The following is a 23,208-nucleotide window of genomic DNA, read 5'->3' on the forward strand; positions in this document are numbered from 1 at the left end:
TCGTGTGGTGCGTTCATCGTCAACGATCACGGTCCCGCACGCATTCCCGCGGGACGCCGTCGGCCCGCACACCCTGACCGCTACCCCGGTACAGCGCGTTCACCTCGTCGGCGTAGGCCGCCTCGATGGCCCGGCGCTTCAGCTTCAGCGACGGGGTGAGGAGCCCGCGCTCCTCGCTGAACGGCTGGGCCAGGATCCGGAAGGTGCGGATGGACTCGGCCTTGGAGACCAGGGTGTTCGCGGCGATGACGGCCCGCCGCACCTCCGTCTCCAGCTGCGCGTCCCGCACCAGTTCGGCGGGCGACACCGGCGGCGCGCCGCGCATGCCCAGCCAGTGGTGGACGGCGTCGGGGTCCAGGGTGATCAGCGCGGCGACGTAGGGCCGGTCGTCGCCGACGACGAGGCACTGCGCGACCAGCGGATGGCTGCGCACCCGGTCCTCCAGGGCCTGCGGCTGGACGGTCTTGCCGCCCGACGTGATCAGCACCTCCTTCTTGCGGCCGGTGATCGTCAGATAGCCGTCGGCGTCCAGCGCGCCGAGGTCGCCGGTCGCGAGCCAGCCGTCGCGCAGGACGGCGTCGGTGGCCTTGGAGTCGTTCAGGTACCCCTGGAAGACGTGCGGGCCGCTCAGCCAGACCTCCCCGTCGTCCGCGATGTGCACGGACGTGCCCGGGACCGGCCGGCCGACGGTGCCGAACCGGGTCTGCGACACCGGGTTCGCCGTCGCCGCGGCGGTCGTCTCCGTCAGCCCGTACCCCTCGAACACGTGGATGCCGGCGCCCGCGAAGAACAGGCCGAGCCGGCGGTCCATCGCCGAGCCGCCGGACATGGCGTGCCGCACCAGGCCGCCCAGCGAGGCGCGGATCCGGGAGTAGACCAGCTTGTCGAACAGCTGGTGCTGCACCCGCAGCCCGGCCGCCGGCCCCGGGCCGTGCCCGGCGTCCCGCGCCTCGACGGCCTCCGCGTACCGGACGGCGACGTCGACCGCGCGCTCGAAGACGGCGGCCTTGCCCTCGGTCTCGGCGCGGCGGCGGGCCGTCTGGAAGATCTTCTCGAAGACGTGCGGGACGGCGAGGACGAACGTCGGCCGGAACGAGGCGAGGTCCGGGAGCAGCGCGGATGCGGTCAGGTCGGGGGTGTGGCCGAGCCTGAACCCGCCGCGCAGGGTGGCGACCTGCACCATCCGGCCGAAGACGTGCGCGAGCGGCAGGAACAGGAGGGTGGCGGCGTCGTCGGGGCGGGAGCGGAAGACGGTCTCCCAGCCGCCGAGCAGGGCGTCCGCCTCGAACATCAGGTTGCCGTGGCTGATCAGGCAGCCCTTGGGGCGGCCCGTGGTGCCGGAGGTGTAGATGACGGTGGCGACCGCGTCGGGGGTGACGGCCCGGCGGTGGCGCAGGACGGCGTCGTCGTCGACCTCGACGCCGTCCGCGTAGAGCGTCTGCAGCGCGCCGGCGTCGAGCTGCCACAACGCGCGTAGCGCGGGCAGGCGGTCGATCACCGATCCGACGGTCATGGCGTGGTCCTCGTGCTCGACCAGGCAGCCGGTGACGCCGGCGTCGTGGAGCATCCACAGGACCTGGTCGGCGGAGGAGGTGGGGTAGACCGGGACGACCTGGGCGCCCAGGGACCACAGGGCGAAGTCGAACAGGGTCCACTCGTAGCGGGTGCGGCACATGACGGCGACGCGGTCGCCGAAGCGGACGCCGTGGGTGAGCAGGCCCTTCGCCAGGGCGAGGACCTCGTCGCGGAAGGCGGCGGCGGTGACGTCCTGCCAGCCGTCGTCGGTCCTGCGCGAGAGGGAGATGTGGTGGGGGGCGGTCTCGGCGCGGTCGAAGACCGAGTCGGCGAGGCCGCCGCGGTAGGGCTCCGCCGGGAGCGGGGGTGTGGTGCTGCCACGCATGGCGGGCCTCCCCGGTGTCGACGCTCCGTGCAGCGCCGGTGACGCTACCGCACGGTAACGGTGGCGGGGAGGTATCGCGTCGCACCCGTTGCGGGGGCCTTGGGCGGCGGCAGCGAGTTTCGCGACGGGGGGCCTTGGGCGGCGGCAGCGAGTTTCGCGGCTGCGCCGCGGATACCGGCCTCCGGCCGGTGGCCTCAAACGCCGGCCGGGCTGATTTTTTTCCGACTACTGCCCCCGGTGGAGGCGGTCCGCGCCCGCCAGGATCGCGGCGGTGAGGGCCGCCGCCGGGGCGCCACCGCGCTCACCGTGCATCAGCACGAAGTCGACCTCGCCGAGGTCGGGCAGTCCCGCCCGCGCGGGGAGCGGGGCCAGGCCCGCCGGGACGAGGCCGCGGGAGTGGGCCATGACGCCGAGGCCGGCGCGGGCGGCGGCGACGAGGCCGGAGAGGCTGGAGCTGGTGCAGGCGATGCGCCAGGGGAGGCCGGCGCGTTCGAGGACGTCGAGGGCGCGGGCGCGGGTGATGCCGGGCGGCGGGAAGGCGATGAGGGGGAGCGGCTGCTCGGCGGACGGCGGCCGCACGCGGAAGCCCGGCGCGCCGATCCAGACGAGGCGGTCGCGCCAGACGAGTTCGCCGTGGGTCTCGCGGGCCGCCCGCTTGGCGAGGACGAGGTCGAGCCGGCCCGCGGCGAGTTGCCGGTGGAGGGTGCCGGAGAGCTCGACGGTGAGCTCCAGGTCGACCGCGGGGTGGTCCCGCCGGAAGGACTCCAGGAGCTCGGGCAGGCGGGTGAGGACGAAGTCCTCGGAGACCCCGAACCGCAGCCGCCCCTGCAGCCGCGGCCCCGCGAAGAACGCCGCGGCCCGCTCGTGCGCGCCCAGGATGGTGCGGGCGAAGCCGAGCATGGCCTCGCCGTCCTCGGTCAGCTCGACCCGGTGGGTGTCCCGGGTGAACAGGGTCCGCCCGGCGGCCGCCTCCAGCCGCCGCACCTGCTGGCTGACCGTGGACTGCCGCAGCCCGAGCCGGTGCGCGGCCTGCGTGAAGCTGAGGGTCTGCGCGACGGCCTGGAACGTGCGGAGCTGGGTGGGGTCGTACATGGCGCCCAATCTAGCGCGGTCATCACGAAAGGTGATGGCAGTCAGAGCGGTGAGTGGGTTTCCCGATCGGACGGGTGCGGGGGAGGATGGCCGCATGAGAGCCCGCACGCCCCGCATGCCGTCCTGGCTGCCGATCGAACCGTACGTCCTGCTGCTGCTCGGGACGGTCGCGGTGGCGGCGCTGCTGCCCGCCAGGGGCACGGTCGCCGACGTCGCGTCGTGGGCGTCGACGGGCGCGGTGGCGCTGCTGTTCTTCCTCTACGGGGCGCGCCTGTCGACCCGCGAGGCCGTGGACGGGCTCAAGCACTGGCGGCTGCACCTGACCGTCCTGGCCTGCACGTTCGTCGTCTTCCCGCTGCTCGGCCTCGCCGCGCGCGGACTCGTGCCCTGGCTGCTGACCCCCGCCCTGTACGGCGGACTGCTCTTCCTGTGCCTGGTGCCGTCGACGATCCAGTCGTCGATCGCGTTCACGTCGATCGCCCGCGGGAACGTGCCCGCCGCGATCTGCGCGGGCTCGTTCTCCTCCCTCGCCGGCATCGTGGTCACGCCGGTGCTCGCCGCCCTGCTGATCGGCGGCGCGGCGGGCTTCTCGGCGGACTCGCTGCTGAAGATCGTGCTCCAGCTGCTCGCGCCGTTCGTCGCCGGGCAGCTGCTGCGGCGCTGGGTGGGCGGCTTCGTCACCCGGCACCGCAAGGTGCTCGGGCTCGTCGACCGCGGGTCCATCCTGCTCGTCGTCTACACCGCGTTCAGCCTGGGCATGGTGGAGGGCGTCTGGAGCCAGGTGACGCCGCTGCGGCTGCTCGCGCTGCTCGGCGTCGAGGCGGTGCTGCTCGCGCTGATGCTATCCCTGACCTGGTACGGGGCGAAGCGGCTCGGGTTCCCGCGCGGGGACCGGGTGGCGATCCAGTTCGCCGGGTCGAAGAAGTCGCTGGCGGCCGGGCTGCCGATGGCGACCGTCCTGTTCGGCGCGCACGCCTCGCTCGCCGTGCTGCCGCTGATGCTGTTCCACCAGATGCAGCTCATGGTGTGCTCGGTCCTCGCCGCCCGCCGCGCCCGCGACCCCGAGGCGGTCGCGGAACGCGGGGCCGAGGACCTCACTTCTCCGCCGGCCCGAACTGCACCCGCAGGAACCGCGGCCGGTACAGGTCCACGTTCCGGCTGAGCGCGGCCGTCGCCTCCGCCGGCTGCTTCGACAGCCAGTTGACGTCGTAGCTGATCACGACGCCCGGACCGCCGCCGAGCGCCTCCTGCACCTGCGGGTTGTACGCGGCGGCGTCCTCGGCCGGGCCCTCGTCCCGCGGCAGCGGCGGCCTGAGCTCCTTGCCGGGCCCGTACCAGGGCCCCTGCGGCGCGCAGGCCCAGTACGAGGTGACGTCGGTGAGCCCCTTCGGGCCCGCCGCCATGGTGATCAGCACCCAGGTGTCGCCCTGCCGCACCACCGAGAACGCGCTGGAGACGCCCCGGTTGCGGCCGTCGCCGAGGACGGGCACGGCCTTGCCGCCCCAGTCCTCGCCGTCCCAGTACCGCCACGCCCGCAGGTCGCCGAGCCGCCCCTCCGGCACCCGTGCCACGTGCAGCTTCGCCGTCGGCCGGTCGGGGATGGCGCCGTCGTTGCCGCCGAAGACGTACGTGTAGCCGTCGTGCGACACCGCCGTCGTGCCGTACTGGACCCGCTCGCGGGGGTCGGCGACGCGGCTGAGGTCGCTGATCCTGTTGAAGCCCTCCAGGGCGAGGTCGGGCAGCCGGAGCGTGGCGACCTCGGTGGCGACCGGCACGCCGTAGATCCACGGCCCGTCGCTCTTCGCCCGCGTCCACAGCAGCACGCGGACGACCTGCTCGGCCGAGCCCGGTGCACGGGCCTCGACGCGGGCGGCGACCGGCCAGCGCCACTGGTCGGGGGCCGGGTCGGGGAAGAGCGGGGCGGGCAGGGTCCGCTCCAGGCGGCCGTCGGCGGCGGCGAGCACCGCGGAGTTGCGCAGCAGCGGGGTCTCGGCGGACCGCCAGTGGTGCCGCTGGCCGAGCAGGTTCGGCGGCAGGCCGACGGGGCCGAGGAAGGTGTCGGAGAACAGCCACAGGACCCGCCCGTCGGGCAGCCGCACCGAGTGGGTGCCGTCCCCGCCCGTCCAGTCGTCGGTCAGCAGCCCGTCGTTGCCGTAGCGGGCGAACTCGTCCGTCACCCGCTGCTCGGGCTCCCACGACTCGATCTGCCGCCCCGCGCACGCCGCCGCCTCCGGCGCGTCGTCCTCCTGCCACGGCGCCTCGTCCTCCGGCCACGCCACGAGCAGCGCGGCCGCACAGACCAGCGCGAGCAGCACGGCGAGCAGGGGGCGGGGTATGCGCACGGAGAGGTCGGCAGACACGGGGCGGAGGTTACCAATGGGTTGTGTCGGGTTCGTGTGACGGGGGCAGGCTTCGGGTGTCGGAGTCCGTGCTGACCAGCGGCGTGGTCGAGTGGCCCGGGGGCCGGGAGGAGGAGTGCGGTGACCGTCCGTGTCACGTTTCCGGACGCGCGGGTGCGCGTCGAGGGCGCCCAGGACCTCGACGTGACCCCGCGCGGCGCCCGGCCGCGCCGGCTGCCCGCCTGGACCCGCCCGCAGATCACGGACCCGTTCTTCGAACTCGCCGTGCAGGCGCCGGCCGGCGTGCGGCTCGCCCTCCGCACGGAGGCCACCGCGCTCGCCCTGCGGGTCCGCACCACGCGGGTCGACGAGCCGGGCCGCGGACCGCTGCCCGCCGCGTTCGACCTGGTGGTCGACGGCCGCCTGCACACCCGGACCCCCGTCACCGGCGGCGACCTCATGCGCCGCACCGGCCGGGACGGCGTCGAGCCGGTGCCGGGCGAGGCGGGCACCTACCGCTTCGGCGGGCTGCCGGCGGGGGAGAAGGAGCTACGGCTCTGGCTGCCGCAGTCGGCCGTCTGCGATCTCGTGGAGCTGAGCGCGGACGCCCCGGTCGCACCGCCCCTGGAGTCCGACCGGCCGCGCTGGGTGCACTACGGCTCCTCCGTCAGCCAGTGCGTCGAGGCCGCCGGCCCCACCGGCACCTGGCCCGCCGTCGCCGCCACCGCCGCCGGCCTCGACCTCACCTGCCTCGGCTTCTCCGGCAACGCCATGCTCGACCCCTGCGTCGCCCGCACGATCCGCGACCTCCCGGCCGACCTGATCACCCTGAAGATCGGCATCAACGTCGTCGACGGGGCGACGATGCGGCTGCGCACCTTCCTGCCCGCCGTGCACGGTTTCCTCGACACCGTCCGCGAGGGCCACCTGGACACCCCGCTTGTGGTGCTCTCCCCGATCGCCTGCCCCGCCCTCGAGGACACCCCGGGACCCGGCGCCGTCGACCCCGCCACCGGCCGGGTCCGGGCGACCGGCGATCCCGGCGAGGTCCCCCTCGGGGCGCTGACCCTCGGCGTCGTGCGCGAGGAGCTGGCCCGGCTCGTCGCGGCCCGGGCCGGGTCGGACCCGGCGCTGACGTACCTCGACGGGCGCGAGCTGCTCGGCCCGGACGACACCGCCGGCCTGCCCGACGGGCTGCACCCGGACGGGGACGCGTACCGCCGGATGGGGGAGCGGTTCGCCGCGCTGCTCGGCGCGGGAAGGATGGGGGCGCGTGGGATGTCGCCCTCGCAGGGCGGCGTCTGACGGTTCGTCAGGAACTTTCCGCGCTCGCCGACGTCACCCGCGTACCCGCTGGTCACCGTCGCCCCGCACCCCCTCCGCGTCCCGCTCCCGGGTGCTCGCCCGCCCGCCGTTCCCCGGGTCCCGGGTATATCCGCCGCCCGCCGGGGCAGCCGGATCACGTGCGCTCGGGGCCGCCGGCCGGTGGCCGCCCGGAGGGGGCGCGGAACGGAACGGCTGAACCAGGGAGTGGTGACGTGAAGGTCCGGCAGTGGGCGCTGCGACCCGACCAGGGGCTCACCGCGAACACCGTCGGCGGCCGGTACCGGATCGACCGGCTGATCGGGCAGGGCGGCGACGCGGACGTGCACGAGGGCTTCGACCTCCGCCAGCGGAGGCCCGTCGCCGTCAAGATCTTCCGGCCCGGCGGCGACCGCGTCACCGACCGCGAGACCGAGCGCCGCTTCACCGACGAGGCCGAGCTGCTCGCCCGCGTCCGGCACCCCGGTCTCGTCGCCGTCCACGACTCAGGGCGGCAGGACGAGGGCAAGCCCTACCTCGTGATGGAGCTCGTCAAGGGCTCCACCCTCCGCCGCCGCATCCTCCAACGCCCGCTGACACCCGACGAGGTCCGCCCCCTCGGGGCCGCGCTCGCCTCCGCGCTCGCGCACGTCCACGCCTCCGGTGTCGTCCACCGCGACGTCAAGCCCGCCAACATCCTCCTCGACGAGGACGGCCGCCCCCATCTGGCCGACTTCGGCATCTCCCGCACCGTCGACCGCCGTACGGGGCTGGCCGGCACCGCCACCGGGCCGCTCATCGGCACGGCGGCGTACCTCGCCCCCGAGCAGGTCCGCGGGCAGCCCGCCGGGCCCGCGGCCGACGTCTACGCGCTCGGGCTGGTCCTCCTCGAATGCCTCAAGGGGGAGCTGGAGTACCACGGGGCGCCCCTGGAGGCCGCGATCGCCCGGATGCACCGGCCGCCGGCCTTCCCCGCGGGGGTGCCCTCCGATCTCGTCCGGCTGCTCCGCGCCATGACCGCGCTGGAGGCCGACGACCGCCCCTCGGCGCAGGCGTGCGCCCAGGCGCTCTCCGCGGTGCCGGCGGCCGCCACCCCGGCCCCCGCCACCCCCGCCGCCTCCGCGCCTCGGCCCGCCGCCCCTCCCGCCCCGGCGCCGGGGCCCCGCCACCGCCGGGCCCGCGTTCCCGCCAGCGCGGGCGCGGTCCTCGTCGCCCTGCTCGGCGTGGCCTCCCTGACGGGGTCGGTCGGCACGATCACCGCGGGCGACGCGCCGGACCCGGTGGTCTCCCCCGGCGGCGCCCTCTCCGAACTGGCCGAGGTCCCGGCGCCGGCCCCGAAGCCGTCGCCCGGAGTCCCGGCGGAGGGCTGAGCCCCCTGCAGGCGCGGTCAGGGGGCCGGGGGGACGCGGGTGCGGGCCGCGCGGGCGAGGGCGTGGGCCGCGGGGGAGACGGGGCCCTCCGCGCGCCAGGCGAGCGCGAGCCGGCCGTGGAGCACGGGCTCGACCAGCACGCACGTGTGCAGCGTGTCCGCATGCCACCGCGCGAGGGACTCCGGCACGACCGCCACCCCCAACCCCTCCACCGCCAACCGCGCCAGCGTCCCGGGGTCCCCCGCCTCGAACGCGACCCGCACGTCGAGCCCCGCCGCGGCGACCGCCCGCTCGAGCACGGTCCGCAGCCCCGTCCCGTGCGGCAGGCACATCAGCGGATGCCCGACGAGCCCGGCCAGCGGCACCGTGCCGCCGACGGCCAGCGGATGCCCGTGCCGCACCGCCGCGACCAACCGCTCCCGCGAGACCACCCGCCACGCGACCCCCCGTGGCGGCTCCGCCTCGTCCGGCACCGACACCACCGCCAGGTCCAGCCGCCCCGCCCGCACCGCTTCCACGAGCCGGTCCGAGGTGTCCTCGACGAGCCCGATCTCGACGGCCGGATGCGCCTTGTGGAACGCGGCGAGCAGCCCGGTCAGGTCGACGGTCGGCCCCAGCGAGGTGATGGTCCCGATCCGCACCTGCCCCCGCACGAGGCCCGTCAGCTCCTCGACCGCCGCACGCGCCCCCTGGACCGCCGCCAGCGCGGCCCGCGCGTACGGCAGGACCGCCGCGCCCGCCTCCGTCGGCACGACCGTCCGCCCGCCCCGGTCGAGCAGCTCCTCACCGAGCTCGCGCTCCAGCTTCCGGATCTGCGCGCTGATCCCCGGCTGGGCGACGTGCAGCCGCTCGGCGGCTCGGGTGAAGCCGCCCTCCTCGGCGACGGCGACGAGGTATTCCAGCTGCCGGAGCTCCATAACCACTGATGCTAGCCGGGAGCAGATCCAGCTCCTGGACTTATGGCGCGGGCCCGCGGAGCCTGGAGTCATGACGACACAGCAGAGCAACCCCGCCGACGTGGCCGCCGCCTACTTCACCGCCTGGCAGGCGAAGGACATCGACGCCTACCGCGCCCTGCTCGCCGGCGACGTCACCTTCGTCGGCCCGCTCGGCACGGCCGACGGGGCCGAGGAGGCGGTCAAGGGCTTCACCGGGCTCGCGGGCATCACGACGAAGGTCGACGTGAAGAAGGTCTTCGCCGACGGCGCCGACGTCCTGACCTGGTTCGTGCTGCACACGACCGTCGCCGACCCGGTGCCGGTCGCCAACTGGACGCGGGTGGTCGACGGGCGGATCACCCGTATCCGGGTCGCGTTCGACGCGAGCGGCTTCCGCCGCTGAGCCGGCACGGACGCGGGCCCCGGATCACGCCCCGAGGTCGATCCGGTGCTCGCCCGCGTAGACGTTCATCGACGTGCCGCGCAGGAAGCCGACCAGGGTGAGGCCGGTCTCCGCGGCGAGGTCGACGGCGAGGGAGGAGGGGGCGGAGACGGCGGCCAGGACGGGGATGCCGGCCATCACCGCCTTCTGCGCGAGCTCGAACGACGCGCGGCCGGAGACCATCAGGACGCAGCGGGCGAGCGGCAGCCGGCCGTCCTGCAGCGCCCGGCCGACGATCTTGTCGACGGCGTTGTGGCGGCCGACGTCCTCGCGGACGTCGAGGAGTTCGCCGTCCGCGTCGAAGAGGGCGGCGGCGTGGAGGCCGCCCGTCCGGTCGAACACGCGCTGGTGTGCGCGCAGGCGGTCGGGGAGGAGCGAGAGCCGGGCGGGGGTCAGGCGCAGCGGGGGGTCGTCGTGGAGCGGGAAGCGGGTGGTGGTGCGGACCGCGTCCAGGCTGGCCTTGCCGCAGAGGCCGCAGGACGAGGTGGTGTAGACGTTCCGTTCCAGGGTGAGGTCGGGGACGGGGACGTGGTCCGCGAGGCGGACGTCGACGACGTTGTAGGTGTTGACGCCGTCCTCCGTCGCGCCCGCGCAGTAGGTGATCGACCGGAGGTCGTCCTGCGCGGCGAGGACGCCTTCACTGGCGAGGAAGCCGGCGGCGAGGGCGAAGTCGTCGCCCGGGGTGCGCATGGTGATGGCGAGGGGCCTGCCGTTCAGGCGGATCTCCAGGGGCTCCTCGGCGACGAGGGTGTCCGGACGGGTGCTGACCGCGCCGTCCCGTATCCGTACGACGCGCCGCCGTTCCGTCACCCGACCCATGTCACGCACCTCTCCGCCACGACCCCGACCCGTCCCATCCTCCCCCTACCTCGGAGGCGGGGCTCCACACCCGTACCTGGGCCCCGCCCCGCCACGGAAACCCGCACGCAAGTGCGTCCCCCGGTCGGGAACCGACAACAGCCGCGCCCAAATATTGGCATGGGTCGCGCCCCGTTACCCGCCGGTCGCTGACGAGACTGGGAGATCCATCCCGTCCACACCTCACAAGGGGGGCTCGGTATGACCGGCTCACGCATCGCCGCACTCGGCCACTACCAGCCCGCCAAGGTGATCACGAACGAGGACCTGGCGAAGCTGGTCGACACGACCGACGAATGGATCCGCACCCGCGTCGGCATCCGGACGCGGCACGTCGCCGGGCCGGACGAGCCGGTGGACGAGCTCGCCGCGCACGCCGCGGCGAAGGCGTTGGCGAACGCGGGGCTGACGGCCGCGGACGTGGACCTGGTGATCGTGGCGACGTCGACGGCCATCGACCGCTCGCCGAACACGGCCGCCCGGGTCGCGGCCCGGCTGGGGATGCCGTCGCCGGCGGTGATGGACCTCAACGTGGTGTGCGCGGGCTTCACGCACGCGCTGGCGACGGCGGACCACGCGATCCGGGCGGGTTCGTCGGCGCGCGCGCTGGTGATCGGCGCGGACAAGATGGCGGGGATCACGGACTGGACGGACCGCACGACGTGCGTGCTGACCGGGGACGGCGCGGGCGCGGCGGTCGTGGAGGCGTGCGGCGAGGCGGGGATCGGGCCGGTCCTGTGGGGGTCGGTGCCGGAGATGGGGAACTGCGTGCGGATCGAGGGCACCCCGCCGGTGTTCGCGCAGGAGGGGCAGTCGGTCTACCGCTGGGCGACGACGCAGCTGCCGCCGATCGCGCGCAAGGTGTGCGAGCGGGCCGGGGTTACGCCGGAGGAGCTCGCGGGGGTCGTGCTGCACCAGGCGAACCTGCGGATCATCGAACCGGTGGCGAAGAGGATCGGCGCGGTGAACGCGGTGGTGGCGCGCGACGTCGTCGACTCGGGCAACACCTCCGCCGCGTCGATCCCCCTCGCCCTCTCCAAGCTGGTCGAACGCGGCGAGATCCCGACCGGCGCGCCCGTCCTCCTCTTCGGCTTCGGCGGCAACCTCTCCTACGCGGGCCAGGTCGTGGCCTGCCCGTAGGGCGCGCGCCGCGCGCGGGAGCCGTGCGCCCGCGCACGCTCGAAGCCGCTCTCGCGCCCCCGTCTTTGTCCTGTCTGTGGGAAAAGTTGGAGGCGATTCCCACGCAACTTCTTCCCAGCGCCGACAACCGCTGCTACGTTCCCCTGCGAAAGCTCAGGAACTGCCGATGACGGCGGGAGGGGACGCGTGAGGCGCATGACGGCTCGACCCGCGAACGCGCACCAGGCGCGTCTTCTCCGCCTGCTGCGCGACGGCGGTCCCAACTCCCGGGCGCAGCTGGGCGACCAGGTCGACCTGTCGCGGTCGAAGCTGGCCGTGGAGGTGGACCGGCTGCTGGAGACCGGCCTGGTCGTTGCCGACGGGCTGGCCGCCTCGCGCGGCGGACGGCGGTCGCACAACATCCGCCTCGCGCCCAGCCTGCGGTTCCTCGGCGTCGACATCGGCGCCACGTCGATCGACGTCGCCGTCACCAACGCGGAGCTGGAGGTCCTCGGCCACCTGAACCACCCGATGGACGTCCGCGAGGGCCCGGTCGCGGTCTTCGAGCAGGTCCTCGCGATGGCGGCGAAGCTGAAGGCCACCGGGATCGCCGAGGGCGGGTTCGACGGGGCCGGCATCGGCGTCCCCGGACCGGTCCGCTTCCCCGAGGGCGTGCCCGTGGCCCCGCCGATCATGCCGGGCTGGGACGGCTTCCCCGTCCGCGAGGCGCTCAGCCAGGACCTCGGCTGCCCGGTGATGGTCGACAACGACGTGAACCTGATGGCGCTCGGCGAGATGCACGCCGGTGTCGCCCGCTCGGTGAACGACTTCCTGTGCGTGAAGATCGGCACCGGCATCGGCTGCGGCATCGTGGTCGACGGCCACGTCCACCGGGGCGCGACCGGCAGTGCCGGCGACATCGGGCACATCCAGGTCGACCCCGACGGCCGGCTCTGCAACTGCGGCAACAAGGGCTGCCTGGAGGCCCACTTCAGCGGCGCCGCGCTCGCGCGGGACGCCGAGGCGGCGGTCGCCGCCGGGCTCTCCGACGAGCTGGCGCAGCGCAAGGAGCGCGGCGGCCTGCTCACCTCCGCCGACGTGGCCGTGGCCGCCGCGGCGGGCGACCCCACCTCGATCGAGCTGATCCGGGCCGGCGGCAACAGCGTCGGCCAGGTGATCGCCGGTCTGGTCTCCTTCTTCAACCCCGGCCTGGTGGTGATCGGCGGCGGGGTGACCGGCCTCGGCCACACCCTGCTCGCCGCGATCCGCACCCAGGTCTACCGCCAGTCCCTGCCCCTGGCGACGGGCAACCTGCCCATCGTGCTCGGGGAGTTGGGGCAGGTCGCCGGTGTGACGGGCGCGGCCCGGCTCATCAGCGACCACCTGTTCTCGCCGGCCTGAACCGGCCGGTGGCACCACCGCACCACGCCTGAACCGCACCGCGCACCACTTGCACCACGGCACGAACCGCGTGGCACCCGCGCCACGTGACACCCGCACCGCGCACCACCTGCACGCCGCACCATCCGCACCCCGCACCACGGCACCCCGCACCGCCCGTACCGAGCCGCAGTCGTCCGAGCCGCACCGTCGCCTGAACCGCGCCACCCGCCGAGCCGCACCCGACCGCACGTCCCGCTCCGTCCGCCCCGAACGAGCCGCACCGCTCCCGCGAGCCGACCCGTAACCCGTCCTCACCCAGCGCCACTTCGACGGCACCGCCAGCCCTTCGCGCGGTGGCCCGCCCCCCCCACTCGCGCCGCGGTCCCGCGCACGGGCCGCGCCGAGCTCCGTCCTGCCCGGAACCGACCGCACGCCCCCGTTCCGTCCGCCCCGCCCGAGCCGTACCGAGGGAACCGCCATGGCACCAGCGCCCGACGACACACCTCTGCTCACGATGACCGGCATCACCAAGTCCTTCCCCGGCGTCCGCGCCCTCGACGGCGTCGACCTCGAGGTCAGGCCGGGGGAGACGCACTGCCTGCTCGGCCAGAACGGGGCCGGCAAGTCCACCCTGATCAAGGTCCTCGCCGGGGCGCACCAGCCCGACGACGGGACGATCACCTGGCGGGGCGAGACCGTGCAGCTCAAGTCCCCCATCGCGGCGATGCGGCTCGGGATCGCGACCATCTACCAGGAACTCGACCTGGTCGAGGGGCTGACCGTCGCCGACAACATCTTCCTCGGCCACGAGCCGACCGCCGCCGGGTTCGTGGTCAAGGGCCGCGAGGGCAGGGAGCAGGCGCGGCTGCTGCTCAAGCGGCTCGGGCACCCGGAGATCGACCCCGGCCGGCTCGTCGGCGACCTCTCCGCCGCGCACCAGCAGATCGTGTCGATGGCCCGCGCGCTCTCCCACGACGTCCGGCTGATCGTGATGGACGAGCCGTCCGCGGCCCTCGACCCGGACGAGGTCGACAACCTGTTCCGGATCGTCGACGACGTCACCGCCGACGGGGTCGCCGTGGTCTACATCTCCCACCGCCTGGAGGAGATCCGCCGCATCGGCGACCGGGTCACCATCCTCAAGGACGGCCGGGCCGTCGCCGTCGGACTCCCCGCAGAGTCGACGCCGACGAAGGAGATCGTCGCGATGATGACGGGGCGGAACGTCGAGTACGTCTTCCCCGAGCGGCCCGCAGCCCGGGAGCGCGCCGAGGAGCCCGTCCTGCGGACCCAAGGCCTGTCCCGCGAGGGCGAGTTCGAGCCGCTGGACCTGGAGATCCGCCCCGGCGAGATCGTCGGACTCGCGGGTCTGGTCGGCTCCGGGCGCTCGGAGATCCTGGAGACCATCTACGGCGCGCGCAAGCCCAGTTCCGGCCAGGTCTACGTGGGCGGCCGCGCCCTGCGCGCCGGAAGCGTGCGCTCGGCCGTCGACGCCGGGCTCGGGCTCGCGCCCGAGGAGCGCAAGGCGCAGGGCCTGCTGATGCTGGAGTCCGTCACCCGCAACGTCTCCGTCTCCACCCTCGGCCGCTTCTCCCGCGGCGGCTGGCTCGACCGGTCCGGCGAGCGCAGGGCCGCCCACACGGCCATCCGCGAGCTGTCCCTGCGGCCCGACAACCCCGACGCCCCCGTCCGCACCCTGTCCGGCGGCAACCAGCAGAAGGCCGTCCTCGCCCGCTGGCTGCTGCGCGGCTGCCGGGTGCTGCTCCTCGACGAGCCCACCCGCGGCGTCGACGTCGGCGCCCGCGCCGAGCTCTACGCCGTGGTGCGGCGGCTCGCCGACGAGGGGCTCGCGGTGCTCCTCGTCTCCAGCGAGGTGCCGGAGGTCCTCGGCCTCGCCGACCGGGTGCTCGTCCTGCGCGAGGGCCGGGTCGTCCACGAGGCGCCCGCCCACGAGCTGGACGAACACCGCGTACTCGACCTCGTACTGGAAGGAAGCCCGACGTCATGACGCAGCCCACGCAGCCCGCGCCGGCCGCCGCCGACCGGCTCACCAAGGAGCCGCGCGACACCGACGGCGCCCCGGCCCCCAAGGCCCCGCCGGAGCGCAAGGGCCCCGCGCTCGGCCTGCGCCTCGACGCCCGCAACCTCTCGCTGCTCGGCGTCCTCGCCGCCCTCGCCCTGATCGGCGGCATCACCCAGCCCGACCAGTTCCTCGACAGCTCCACCCTGCGCCTCATCCTCGTCCAGGCGTCCGTCATCGGCGTGGTCACCGTCGGGATGACCCTCGTCATCACCAGCGGCGGCATCGACCTGTCCGTCGGCGCGATCGTCGCGCTCGCCTCCGTGTGGGCGACGACGGTCGCCACCCAGGAGTACGGCTTCGCGGGCATGTTCCTCACCGCGATCCTCGTCGGCCTCGGCTGCGGACTCGTCAACGGCGTGCTCATCGCCTACGGCGGGATGGTCCCCTTCATCGCGACCCTCGCGATGCTGGCCTCCGCCCGCGGCCTCGCCCTGATGATCACCGGCGGCACCACCCAGATGGTCACCGTCGAGTCCGTCCTCGACCTCGGCCGGCGCGAGAGCTACATCCTCGGCATCCCGCCGCTCGTGATCATCTTCGCCGCGGTCACCCTCGTCGGCTGGCTGCTCCTGAACCGCACCACCTTCGGCCGCCGCACCATCGCCGTCGGCGGCAACGCGGAGGCCGCCCGGCTCGCGGGGATCGACGTCCGCCGCCAGCGCCTCTACCTCTACCTCCTGTCCGGCCTCTGCTGCGGCATCGCCGCCTTCATGCTCGCCGTCCACGCCGGAGCGGGCCAGAACACCAACGGCAACCTGTACGAACTCGACGCCATCGCCGCCGCCATCATCGGCGGGACGCTCCTCAGCGGCGGTCGCGGCACCATCGTCGGCTCGGTCCTCGGTGTGCTGATCTTCACCACCATCACCATCATCTTCGCCCTCAACAACCTCCAGAGCGACGTCCAGCAGATCGCCAAGGGCGCGATCATCGTGGCCGCCGTCCTGGTCCAGCGCCGCACCTCCTCCACCAGTTCGCAGTGAAGCAGTGAAGGGACCCACTGAGATGCCAGAGATCACGAGCCGCCGGGGACTCCTGTTCGGCACCGCCGCCGTCGGCGCGGGCGCCCTGCTCGCCGGGTGCACCTCCAACGAGCCGAAGGACTCCGGGAACGGGGACAAGGCCCCCGAGAACCAGCCGGTCGCCGCCGACGACAAGCCCGGCAAGGCGGTCACCATCGGCTTCGCCGGCCCGCAGGCCGACCACGGCTGGCTCAACGCGATCAACGTCAACGCCCGGCAGCGCGCGGAGAAGTACTCCGAGGTCACCCTCGACATCACCGAGGGCTCCAACGACACCCAGGCGCAGATCGGCCAGATCGAGACCCTCATCAACAAGAAGGTCGACGTCCTGATCATCCTGCCCGCCGACGGCAAGGCGCTGACCCAGATCGGCCTCAAGGCCACCCAGGCCGGCATCCCCGTCATCAACCTCGACCGCGTCTTCGACTCCCCTCAGGCCTACCGCTGCTGGATCGGCGGCGACAACTACGGCATGGGCCTCAACGCCGGGCTCTACATCGGCGAGAAGCTCAAGGACAAGAAGGGCGCCAAGGTCGTCGAGCTGGCCGGCATCGACAGCCTGGAGCTGACCCGCCAGCGCACCCAGGGCTTCGACGACGCCCTGAAGAACTTCCCCAACATCACCAAGGTGGCCCGCCAGGCCGCGGAGTTCACCGTCGAGTCCGGCCAGGCCAAGATGGCCCAGCTGCTCCAGGCGCAGAAGAGCTTCGACGCGCTGTGGAACCACGACGACGACCAGGGCGTCGGCGCGCTGCGGGCCATCGAGCAGGCGGGCCGCGACGACTTCCTCATGGTCGGCGGCGCCGGCGCGAAGTCCGCCTTCGACCTCATCAAGGCCGACAGCGGCGTGCTCAAGGCCACCGTCCTCTACCCGCCGACCATGGCCGCCTCCGCCATCGACCTCGCCCGGGCCCTCGGCCAGAGCAAGGGCGTCGGCGGCATGGCCGAGTTCGAGATCCCCTCCAGCATCACGCTGTTCTCGGCGGTCGTGGACAAGACCAACGTCGACGAGTACATGCCGACCGGCTTCAAGTAGGCCGGCGGCGCTCGCCGCACGGGTCCGGTATCCAGGAGGAGGAAGTACGCCGTATGTCAGAAGTGACCACCGGGAAACAGCAGTTGGGCGTCGGAATGGTCGGGTACGCCTTCATGGGCGCCGCCCACTCCCAGGGCTGGCGTACCGCCGGGCGCGTCTTCGACCTGCCGCTCGAACCGAGACTGGCCGCGGTGTGCGGACGGGACGCCACGGCCGTCCGGTCCGCCGCCGACCGGCTCGGCTGGGCGGCGGCCGAGACCGACTGGCGGGCCCTGATCGCCCGCGACGACGTGCAGCTCGTCGACATCTGCACCCCCGGCGACTCCCACGCCGAGATCGCGATCGCGGCCCTGGACGCCGGCAAGCACGTGCTCTGCGAGAAGCCGCTCGCCAACACCGTGGAGGAGGCCGAGGCCATGGTCGAGGCCGCCGAGCGGGCGGCGGCGCGCGGCCAGATCGCGATGGTCGGGTTCAACTACCGCAGGGTGCCGGCCCTCGCCTACGCCCGCACCCTGGTCGAGGCCGGGCGGCTCGGCGCCCTGCGGCACGTCCGCGTCACCTACCTCCAGGACTGGCTGGTCGACCCGGCCTTCCCGCTCACCTGGCGGCTGGAGAAGGACAAGGCGGGCTCCGGTGCGCTCGGCGACCTCGGCGCGCACATCGTCGACCTGGCCCAGTACCTCACCGGTGAGCACCTGACCGGGGTCGCCGCGCTCACCGAGACGTTCGTCCGGGAGCGGCCGCTGCTCAGCGGCAGCTCCGCGGGGCTCGCGGGGGAGGGGGGCAGCGGGACGGGGCCGGTCACGGTCGACGACGCCGCCCTGTTCACCGGCCGCCTCGCCTCGGGCGCGCTGGCCTCCTTCGAGGCCACCCGCTTCGCCACCGGCCGCAAGAACGCGCTGCGGCTCGAACTCAACGGCGAGAGGGGCTCGTTGGCCTTCGACCTCGAACGCCTCAACGAGCTCGCCTTCCACGACCACACGACCGACCCGGCGGAGGCGGGTTTCCGGCGCATCCTCGTCACCGAACCCCAGCACCCCTACCTGGCGGCCTGGTGGCCGCCGGGCCACGGGCTCGGCTACGAGCACACCTTCGTCCACCAGGCCCGCGACCTGGTCGAGGCCGTCGCCGCCGGCAAGGCGCTCGCCCCGACCTTCGCCGACGGCCTCCAGGTGCAGCGGGTGCTCGCCGCCGTCGAGGAGAGCGCCCAGAAGAACAGCGTCTACACCCCCGTCCCGCCGCTCTAGGAGGCCGCCCGCCATGGCACGCCGCTTCACCCTCTTCACCGGCCAGTGGGCCGACCTCCCCCTGGAGGAGGTCTGCCGGCTCGCCCGCGACTTCGGCTACGACGGCCTCGAACTCGCCTGCTGGGGAGACCACTTCGAGGTCGACAAGGCGCTGGCCGACCCCGCCTACCTCGACTCCCGGCACCAGCTTCTCGACAAGTACGGCCTGAAGTGCTGGGCGATCTCCAACCACCTGGTCGGCCAGGCCGTCTGCGACGCGATCATCGACGAGCGCCACCAGGCGATCCTGCCGTCCCGCATCTGGGGCGACGGGGACGCCGAGGGCGTACGGCAGCGGGCCGCGGCCGAGATCGCCGACACCGCGCGGGCCGCCGCGGCCTTCGGCGTCGACACCGTCATCGGCTTCACGGGCTCCGCGATCTGGCACCTGGTCGCGATGTTCCCGCCGGTCGTCCCCGGCATGATCGACCGCGGCTACCAGGACTTCGCCGACCGGTGGAACCCGATCCTCGACGTCTTCGACGCGGAGGGCGTGCGCTTCGCCCACGAGGTGCACCCCTCCGAGATCGCCTACGACTACTGGACCACCCAGCGCGCCCTGGAGGCCGTCGACCACCGGCCGGCCTTCGGGCTCAACTTCGACCCCAGCCACTTCGTCTGGCAGGACCTCGACCCGGTCGGCTTCCTCTGGGACTTCCGCGACCGGATCTACCACGTCGACTGCAAGGAGGCCCGCAAGCGGCTCGACGGCCGCACCGGCCGGCTCGGCTCCCACCTGCCCTGGGGCGACCCGCGGCGCGGCTGGGACTTCGTCTCCGCGGGCCACGGCGACGTGCCCTGGGAGGACGTCTTCCGGATGCTCGGCGCGATCGACTACACCGGGCCGATCTCGGTGGAGTGGGAGGACGCCGGCATGGACCGCCTGCAGGGCGCGCCCGAGGCGCTCGCCAGGCTGAAGGCGTTCGACTTCGAGCGGCCCACGACGTCGTTCGACGCGGCGTTCGGGGGCGGCGAGTAGCGGACCCCCCGGGAGGAGCAGGGGCCTGGAGCAGCCCGGCGGGAAACCGCCGCCGGGCCGCTCCGCCGTGCCCGGAACCGGCTTTGTCCTGGGCCGGGAAAAAGTTGAACCCGATCCCTGCGCAAGGGCTTTCCGGTTCGGATCAACAGGTCTAACGTCCCAGAGGCGCACACCTGTACCCCACTGATCGGTCCCCGCGCAGCATCCGCCCGTCACGTTCCGTCACGACGTGTCACGGTGCACCGCACCCGTTCCACCCGTTCGATCCCGCCCCGCCCGTACCACCGGCCCCACCCCGGAGGAGTTTCGTGCACAGCAGGAAGAGAACCCGTACCACCCGAGCCCGGGCCGTCGCCCTCCTCACCGGGCTCGCGCTCGTCCTCGCCACCCCGGCCGTGTCCGCCCACCCCGGCCACCCGGGCCACGACCCGGAGGCGCCCGCCGCCGCCGAGGACTTCCAGCAGGTCACCCTCGCCAAGGGCGAGGTGGAGGTCGGCGAGCCGATGTCGCTCGCCGTGCTCCCCGACCGCAAGGTCCTGCACACCTCCCGCGACGGCGAGCTCCGCCTGACCGACGAGAACGGCACCACCACCGTCGCCGGCAAGATCCCCGTCTACTCGCACGACGAGGAAGGCCTCCAGGGCGTCGGCGTCGACCCGGACTTCGCCACCAACCGGGCGATCTACCTGTACTACGCCCCGCCGCTCGACACCCCCTCCGGGGACGCGCCCAACGACGGACCCGCCGGCACCTTCGAGCCGTTCGACGGCGTCAACCGGCTCTCCCGGTTCACCCTGAAGGCCGACGGGACGCTCGACAACGCCAGCGAGAAGAAGGTCCTCGACGTCCCCGCCACCCGCGGCATCTGCTGCCACGTCGGCGGCGACATCGACTTCGACGCCGAGGGCAACCTCTACCTCTCCACCGGCGACGATTCCAACCCGTTCGCCTCCGACGGCTTCACCCCGATCGACGAGCGCCCGAACCGCAACCCGGCCTACGACGCCCAGCGCACCTCGGGCAACACCAACGACCTGCGCGGCAAGATCCTGCGGATCAAGGTCGCCGCGGACGGCTCGTACACCGTCCCCGACGGCAACCTCTTCGCGCCCGGCACCGAGAAGACCCGCCCCGAGATCTACGCGATGGGCTTCCGCAACCCGTTCCGGATCAGCGTCGACAAGCCCACCGGCACCGTCTACGTCGGCGACTACGGCCCGGACGCCGGCGCCGCGGACGCCAAGCGCGGACCGGCCGGCAAGGTCGAGTTCGCCCGCGTCACCGAGCCCGGCAACTTCGGCTGGCCGTACTGCGTCGGGAACAACGAGCCGTACGTCGACTACGACTTCGCCACCAAGGCCTCGGGCGAGGCGTTCAGTTGCGCCGCCCCGAAGAACAACTCCCCGCACAACACCGGCCTCACCGACCTCCCGCCCGCCCAGAAGGCGTGGATCCCCTACGACGGCGGCTCCGTCCCCGAGCTCGGCGAGGGCTCGGAGTCCCCGATGGGCGGCCCCGTCTACCGCTACGACGCCGACCTCGACTCCGAGGTGAAGTTCCCTGAGGAGTTCGACGGCGACTTCTTCGCCGGCGAGTTCGGCCGCCGCTGGATCAAGCGCATCGAGCACGGCGCCGACGGCACCGTCTCCAAGATCAACCCGTTCCCCTGGACCGGCACCCAGATCATGGACATGGCCTTCGGCCCGGACGGCGCGCTCTACGTCCTGGACTACGGCACCGCCTGGTTCGGCGGCGACGACAACTCCGGCCTCTACCGCATCGAGAACGCCACCGGCGGCCGCTCCCCGTCCGTCGAGGCCAAGGCCGACAAGACCTCGGGGCCCAGCCCGCTGGGCGTGAGGTTCACCGCCACCGGCACCGACGCCGACGGCGACCCGCTCACCTACGCCTGGGACTTCGGCGACGGAAAGAAGGGCACCGGCACCAACCCCTCCCACACCTACCGCACCGACGGCACCTACACCGCGACCGTCACCGCCACCGACCCCGACGGCCGCAGCGGCTCCGCGAACGTGCGGATCGTCGTCGGCAACACCGCGCCGAAGGTCACCGTCACCTCGCCCGGCGACGGCACGCTGTTCAAGTTCGGCGACCCGATCCCCTTCAAGGTGACGGTCACCGACCCCGAGGACGGAACGATCGACTGCTCGAAGGTCACCGTCCGCTACAGCCTCGGCCACGACAGCCACGGCCACGTCCTCAGCGAGGCCAAGGGCTGCGAGGGCACCATCACCGCCCCCTCCGACGGCGAGCACGACCCCAACGCCAACGTCTTCGGCGTCCTCAACGCCGAGTACACCGACAACGGCGGCGGCGGGCAGGACCCGCTGACCAGCGACGACGAGATCATCCTGCAGCCCAAGCACCGCCAGGCGGAGCACTTCAGCCGCCAGCAGGGGATCAAGACCTACGACAAGGGCACGGCCAACGGCGGCAAGACCGTCGGCGACATCAGCGACGGCGACTGGATCAGCTTCACGCCGTACCTCCTCAAGGGCGCGAAGAAGGTCACCGCCCGGGTCTCCTCCGGCGGCGCCGGCGGCTACCTGGAGATCCGCACCGGCTCGCCCACCGGCCCCCTGCACGGCTCCGCGTACATCCCGCAGACCGGCGGCTGGGACACCTTCCAGGACGTCGACGTGCCCCTGCGGGCCCTGCCCGGGAAGACCACGGAACTCTTCCTCGTCTTCAAGGGCGGCGACGGCGCGCTCTACGACCTCGACGACTTCGAGTTCTCCTCCGAGCCCTTCAAGGGCGGCAAGCGGGTCCTCGTCTTCTCGAAGACCGCCGGCTTCCGCCACGACTCCATCCCGGCCGGCGTCGCGGCCCTGAAGGAGATCGGCGCGCCCGCCGGCATCACCGTCGACGCGACCGAGGAGGCCGGGCAGTTCAACGCGACCAACCTGGCCAAGTACGACGCCGTCGTCTTCCTCTCCACCACCGGCGACGTCCTCGACGCCGCCCAGCAGAAGGCCTTCGAGGACTACGTCGCCGGCGGAGGCGGCTACGCCGGTGTCCACGCCGCCGCCGACACCGAGTACGACTGGGAGTTCTACGGCGGCCTCGTCGGCGCCTACTTCGACTCCCACCCGGCCATCCAGAAGGCCACCGTCCGCGTCCACGACCACGACCACCCCGCCACCGCGCACCTGGACGACGCCTGGGAGCGCACCGACGAGTGGTACAACTACCGCACCAACCCCCGTGACCAGGCCAAGGTCCTCGCCACCCTCGACGAGACCACCTACACCGGCGGCACCATGAAGGGCGACCACCCGATCGCCTGGTGCCAGACCTACCAGGGCGGCCGCGCCTTCTACACCGGCGGCGGCCACACCAAGGAGTCCTACGCCGAACCCGCCTTCCGGCAGCACCTCCTCGGCGGCCTCCAGTACGCCACCGGCCTGGTGAAGTCCGACTGCAGGCCCGAGACCGGCCACCGCCCGATCTTCAACGGCGCCACCCTCGACGGCTGGAAGCAGGCCGGCCCCGGCACCTTCTCCGTCAAGGACGGCGCGCTGCACAGCGAGGGCGGCATGGGGCTCCTCTGGTACCAGGCGAAGGAGCTCTCGTCGTACTCCCTGAAGCTGGACTGGAAGATGGCCGGCGACGACAACTCCGGGATCTTCGTGGGCTTCCCCGCCTCCGACGACCCCTGGTCGGCCGTCACCAAGGGCTACGAGATCCAGATCGACGCGACCGACGCGGCCGATCGCACCACCGGGTCCGTCTACTCCTTCAAGTCGGCGAACACCAAGGCCCGCGACCAGGTCCTCCGGCCGCCCGGCCAGTGGAACTCCTACGAGATCCGCGTCCAGGGCGAACGCCTCCAGGTCTTCCTCAACGGAGTCAAGATCAACGACTTCACGAACAAGGACCCGGAACGAAGCCTCACCGACGGCTACATCGGCCTCCAGAACCACGGAGCCGGTGACCAGGTGTCCTTCCGCGACATCCAGTTGAGGGAACTGGACTAGCGGCCGGACACCGGCGGGTGGCGGGCGGGCTACGCCTGCCACCCGCGCACGCCGCCGGCAC

16 protein-coding genes and 1 pseudogene are annotated in these 23,208 nt (G+C 73.4%); 12 read left to right on the plus strand and 5 right to left on the minus strand.

Features of this window, described 5'->3' with window-relative positions; genetic code table 11:
• Nucleotides 1–85: 85 nt before the first annotated feature.
• Together ACFWEG_RS02730 and ACFWEG_RS02735 are read right to left on the minus strand one after the other, a co-directional pair.
• Nucleotides 86–1,900, minus strand: a pseudogene (locus ACFWEG_RS02730) (AMP-dependent synthetase/ligase); the annotation flags it as partial.
• A 225-nt stretch (nt 1,901–2,125) separates the two neighbouring features.
• Complete coding sequence (locus tag ACFWEG_RS02735; protein ID WP_387208412.1) at nt 2,126–3,001, minus strand: LysR substrate-binding domain-containing protein; 876 nt, start codon at nt 2,999–3,001, stop codon at nt 2,126–2,128.
• A gap of 85 nt (nt 3,002–3,086) precedes the next feature.
• Here ACFWEG_RS02735 and ACFWEG_RS02740 point away from each other — a divergent pair, with 85 nt between their 5' ends.
• Nucleotides 3,087–4,154 (plus strand): bile acid:sodium symporter family protein, encoded by a 1,068-nt coding sequence (locus tag ACFWEG_RS02740; protein ID WP_387208414.1) that lies wholly within the window; start codon nt 3,087–3,089, stop codon nt 4,152–4,154.
• On the opposite strand, the gene ACFWEG_RS02745 is transcribed toward ACFWEG_RS02740, so the two are convergent.
• Nucleotides 4,087–5,352, minus strand: coding sequence for a DUF4185 domain-containing protein (locus ACFWEG_RS02745; RefSeq protein WP_387208416.1), 1,266 nt, complete (start codon nt 5,350–5,352; stop codon nt 4,087–4,089). The genes ACFWEG_RS02740 and ACFWEG_RS02745 overlap by 68 nt on opposite strands.
• 120 nt (nt 5,353–5,472) lie before the next feature.
• Between ACFWEG_RS02745 and ACFWEG_RS02750 the strand changes: the two genes are divergently transcribed.
• Both ACFWEG_RS02750 and ACFWEG_RS02755 read left to right on the plus strand, forming a co-directional pair.
• Entirely contained in the window at nt 5,473–6,636 is a 1,164-nt protein-coding gene (locus tag ACFWEG_RS02750; protein WP_387208418.1) for a lipase, read from the plus strand.
• Nucleotides 6,637–6,869: 233 nt separating this feature from the next.
• On the plus strand, nt 6,870–8,003 hold the full coding sequence (locus tag ACFWEG_RS02755) for a serine/threonine-protein kinase (protein WP_387208420.1): 1,134 nt from the start codon (nt 6,870–6,872) through the stop codon (nt 8,001–8,003).
• Nucleotides 8,004–8,020: 17 nt separating this feature from the next.
• On the opposite strand, the gene ACFWEG_RS02760 is transcribed toward ACFWEG_RS02755, so the two are convergent.
• Nucleotides 8,021–8,920 (minus strand): LysR family transcriptional regulator, encoded by a 900-nt coding sequence (locus ACFWEG_RS02760; protein WP_387208422.1) that lies wholly within the window; start codon nt 8,918–8,920, stop codon nt 8,021–8,023.
• 70 nt (nt 8,921–8,990) lie between these two features.
• Between ACFWEG_RS02760 and ACFWEG_RS02765 the strand changes: the two genes are divergently transcribed.
• A complete protein-coding gene (locus ACFWEG_RS02765) occupies nt 8,991–9,344 on the plus strand; it encodes a nuclear transport factor 2 family protein (protein WP_387208424.1) in 354 nt (117 codons plus the stop codon).
• Nucleotides 9,345–9,368: 24 nt separating this feature from the next.
• Here the strand turns inward: ACFWEG_RS02765 and fdhD are convergent, their stop codons facing one another.
• Complete coding sequence (gene fdhD, locus ACFWEG_RS02770; RefSeq protein WP_387208426.1) at nt 9,369–10,202, minus strand: formate dehydrogenase accessory sulfurtransferase FdhD; 834 nt, start codon at nt 10,200–10,202, stop codon at nt 9,369–9,371.
• A 240-nt stretch (nt 10,203–10,442) separates the two neighbouring features.
• Here fdhD and ACFWEG_RS02775 point away from each other — a divergent pair, with 240 nt between their 5' ends.
• The 8 genes from ACFWEG_RS02775 to ACFWEG_RS02810 all read left to right on the plus strand — a co-directional run bounded on the left by ACFWEG_RS02775 (nt 10,443) and on the right by ACFWEG_RS02810 (nt 23,147).
• Complete coding sequence (locus ACFWEG_RS02775; protein WP_387208428.1) at nt 10,443–11,381, plus strand: beta-ketoacyl-ACP synthase III; 939 nt, start codon at nt 10,443–10,445, stop codon at nt 11,379–11,381.
• Between the two features lie 195 nt (nt 11,382–11,576).
• Nucleotides 11,577–12,761 carry an ROK family protein gene (locus ACFWEG_RS02780; RefSeq protein ID WP_387208430.1) on the plus strand — a complete coding sequence of 395 codons (1,185 nt, stop codon included), beginning with the start codon at nt 11,577–11,579 and terminating at the stop codon, nt 12,759–12,761.
• Nucleotides 12,762–13,221: 460 nt separating this feature from the next.
• Nucleotides 13,222–14,751: a sugar ABC transporter ATP-binding protein gene (locus tag ACFWEG_RS02785; RefSeq protein ID WP_387208432.1), complete on the plus strand. Its 1,530-nt coding sequence runs from the start codon at nt 13,222–13,224 to the stop codon at nt 14,749–14,751.
• Nucleotides 14,748–15,809, plus strand: coding sequence for an ABC transporter permease (locus ACFWEG_RS02790; RefSeq protein ID WP_387208434.1), 1,062 nt, complete (start codon nt 14,748–14,750; stop codon nt 15,807–15,809). Before ACFWEG_RS02785 ends, ACFWEG_RS02790 begins: the two co-directional genes overlap by 4 nt.
• 22 nt (nt 15,810–15,831) lie before the next feature.
• On the plus strand, nt 15,832–16,884 hold the full coding sequence (locus ACFWEG_RS02795; RefSeq protein ID WP_387208436.1) for a substrate-binding domain-containing protein: 1,053 nt from the start codon (nt 15,832–15,834) through the stop codon (nt 16,882–16,884).
• Between the two features lie 53 nt (nt 16,885–16,937).
• Nucleotides 16,938–18,131: a Gfo/Idh/MocA family protein gene (locus tag ACFWEG_RS02800; RefSeq protein ID WP_387208438.1), complete on the plus strand. Its 1,194-nt coding sequence runs from the start codon at nt 16,938–16,940 to the stop codon at nt 18,129–18,131.
• A 13-nt stretch (nt 18,132–18,144) separates the two neighbouring features.
• Nucleotides 18,145–19,149 (plus strand): sugar phosphate isomerase/epimerase family protein, encoded by a 1,005-nt coding sequence (locus tag ACFWEG_RS02805; RefSeq protein WP_387208440.1) that lies wholly within the window; start codon nt 18,145–18,147, stop codon nt 19,147–19,149.
• A gap of 308 nt (nt 19,150–19,457) precedes the next feature.
• Nucleotides 19,458–23,147 carry a ThuA domain-containing protein gene (locus ACFWEG_RS02810; RefSeq protein WP_387208442.1) on the plus strand — a complete coding sequence of 1,230 codons (3,690 nt, stop codon included), beginning with the start codon at nt 19,458–19,460 and terminating at the stop codon, nt 23,145–23,147.
• Nucleotides 23,148–23,208 lie beyond the last annotated feature (61 nt).

The organism is Streptomyces sp. NPDC060194 (assembly GCF_042728285.1).
GTDB lineage: Bacteria > Actinomycetota > Actinomycetes > Streptomycetales > Streptomycetaceae > Streptomyces.

Bases quoted from the DNA above. Each gene is read 5' to 3' on its own strand.
- ACFWEG_RS02740 (WP_387208414.1), top strand. From the start codon at position 3,087: ATGAGAGCCCGCACGCCCCGCATGCCGTCCTGGCTGCCGATCGAACCG.
- ACFWEG_RS02760 (WP_387208422.1), bottom strand. From the start codon at position 8,920: ATGGAGCTCCGGCAGCTGGAATACCTCGTCGCCGTCGCCGAGGAGGGC.
- ACFWEG_RS02765 (WP_387208424.1), top strand. From the start codon at position 8,991: ATGACGACACAGCAGAGCAACCCCGCCGACGTGGCCGCCGCCTACTTC.
- fdhD (WP_387208426.1), bottom strand. From the start codon at position 10,202: ATGGGTCGGGTGACGGAACGGCGGCGCGTCGTACGGATACGGGACGGC.
- ACFWEG_RS02775 (WP_387208428.1), top strand. From the start codon at position 10,443: ATGACCGGCTCACGCATCGCCGCACTCGGCCACTACCAGCCCGCCAAG.
- ACFWEG_RS02780 (WP_387208430.1), top strand. From the start codon at position 11,577: ATGACGGCTCGACCCGCGAACGCGCACCAGGCGCGTCTTCTCCGCCTG.
- ACFWEG_RS02785 (WP_387208432.1), top strand. From the start codon at position 13,222: ATGGCACCAGCGCCCGACGACACACCTCTGCTCACGATGACCGGCATC.
- ACFWEG_RS02790 (WP_387208434.1), top strand. From the start codon at position 14,748: ATGACGCAGCCCACGCAGCCCGCGCCGGCCGCCGCCGACCGGCTCACC.
- ACFWEG_RS02795 (WP_387208436.1), top strand. From the start codon at position 15,832: ATGCCAGAGATCACGAGCCGCCGGGGACTCCTGTTCGGCACCGCCGCC.
- ACFWEG_RS02800 (WP_387208438.1), top strand. From the start codon at position 16,938: ATGTCAGAAGTGACCACCGGGAAACAGCAGTTGGGCGTCGGAATGGTC.
- ACFWEG_RS02805 (WP_387208440.1), top strand. From the start codon at position 18,145: ATGGCACGCCGCTTCACCCTCTTCACCGGCCAGTGGGCCGACCTCCCC.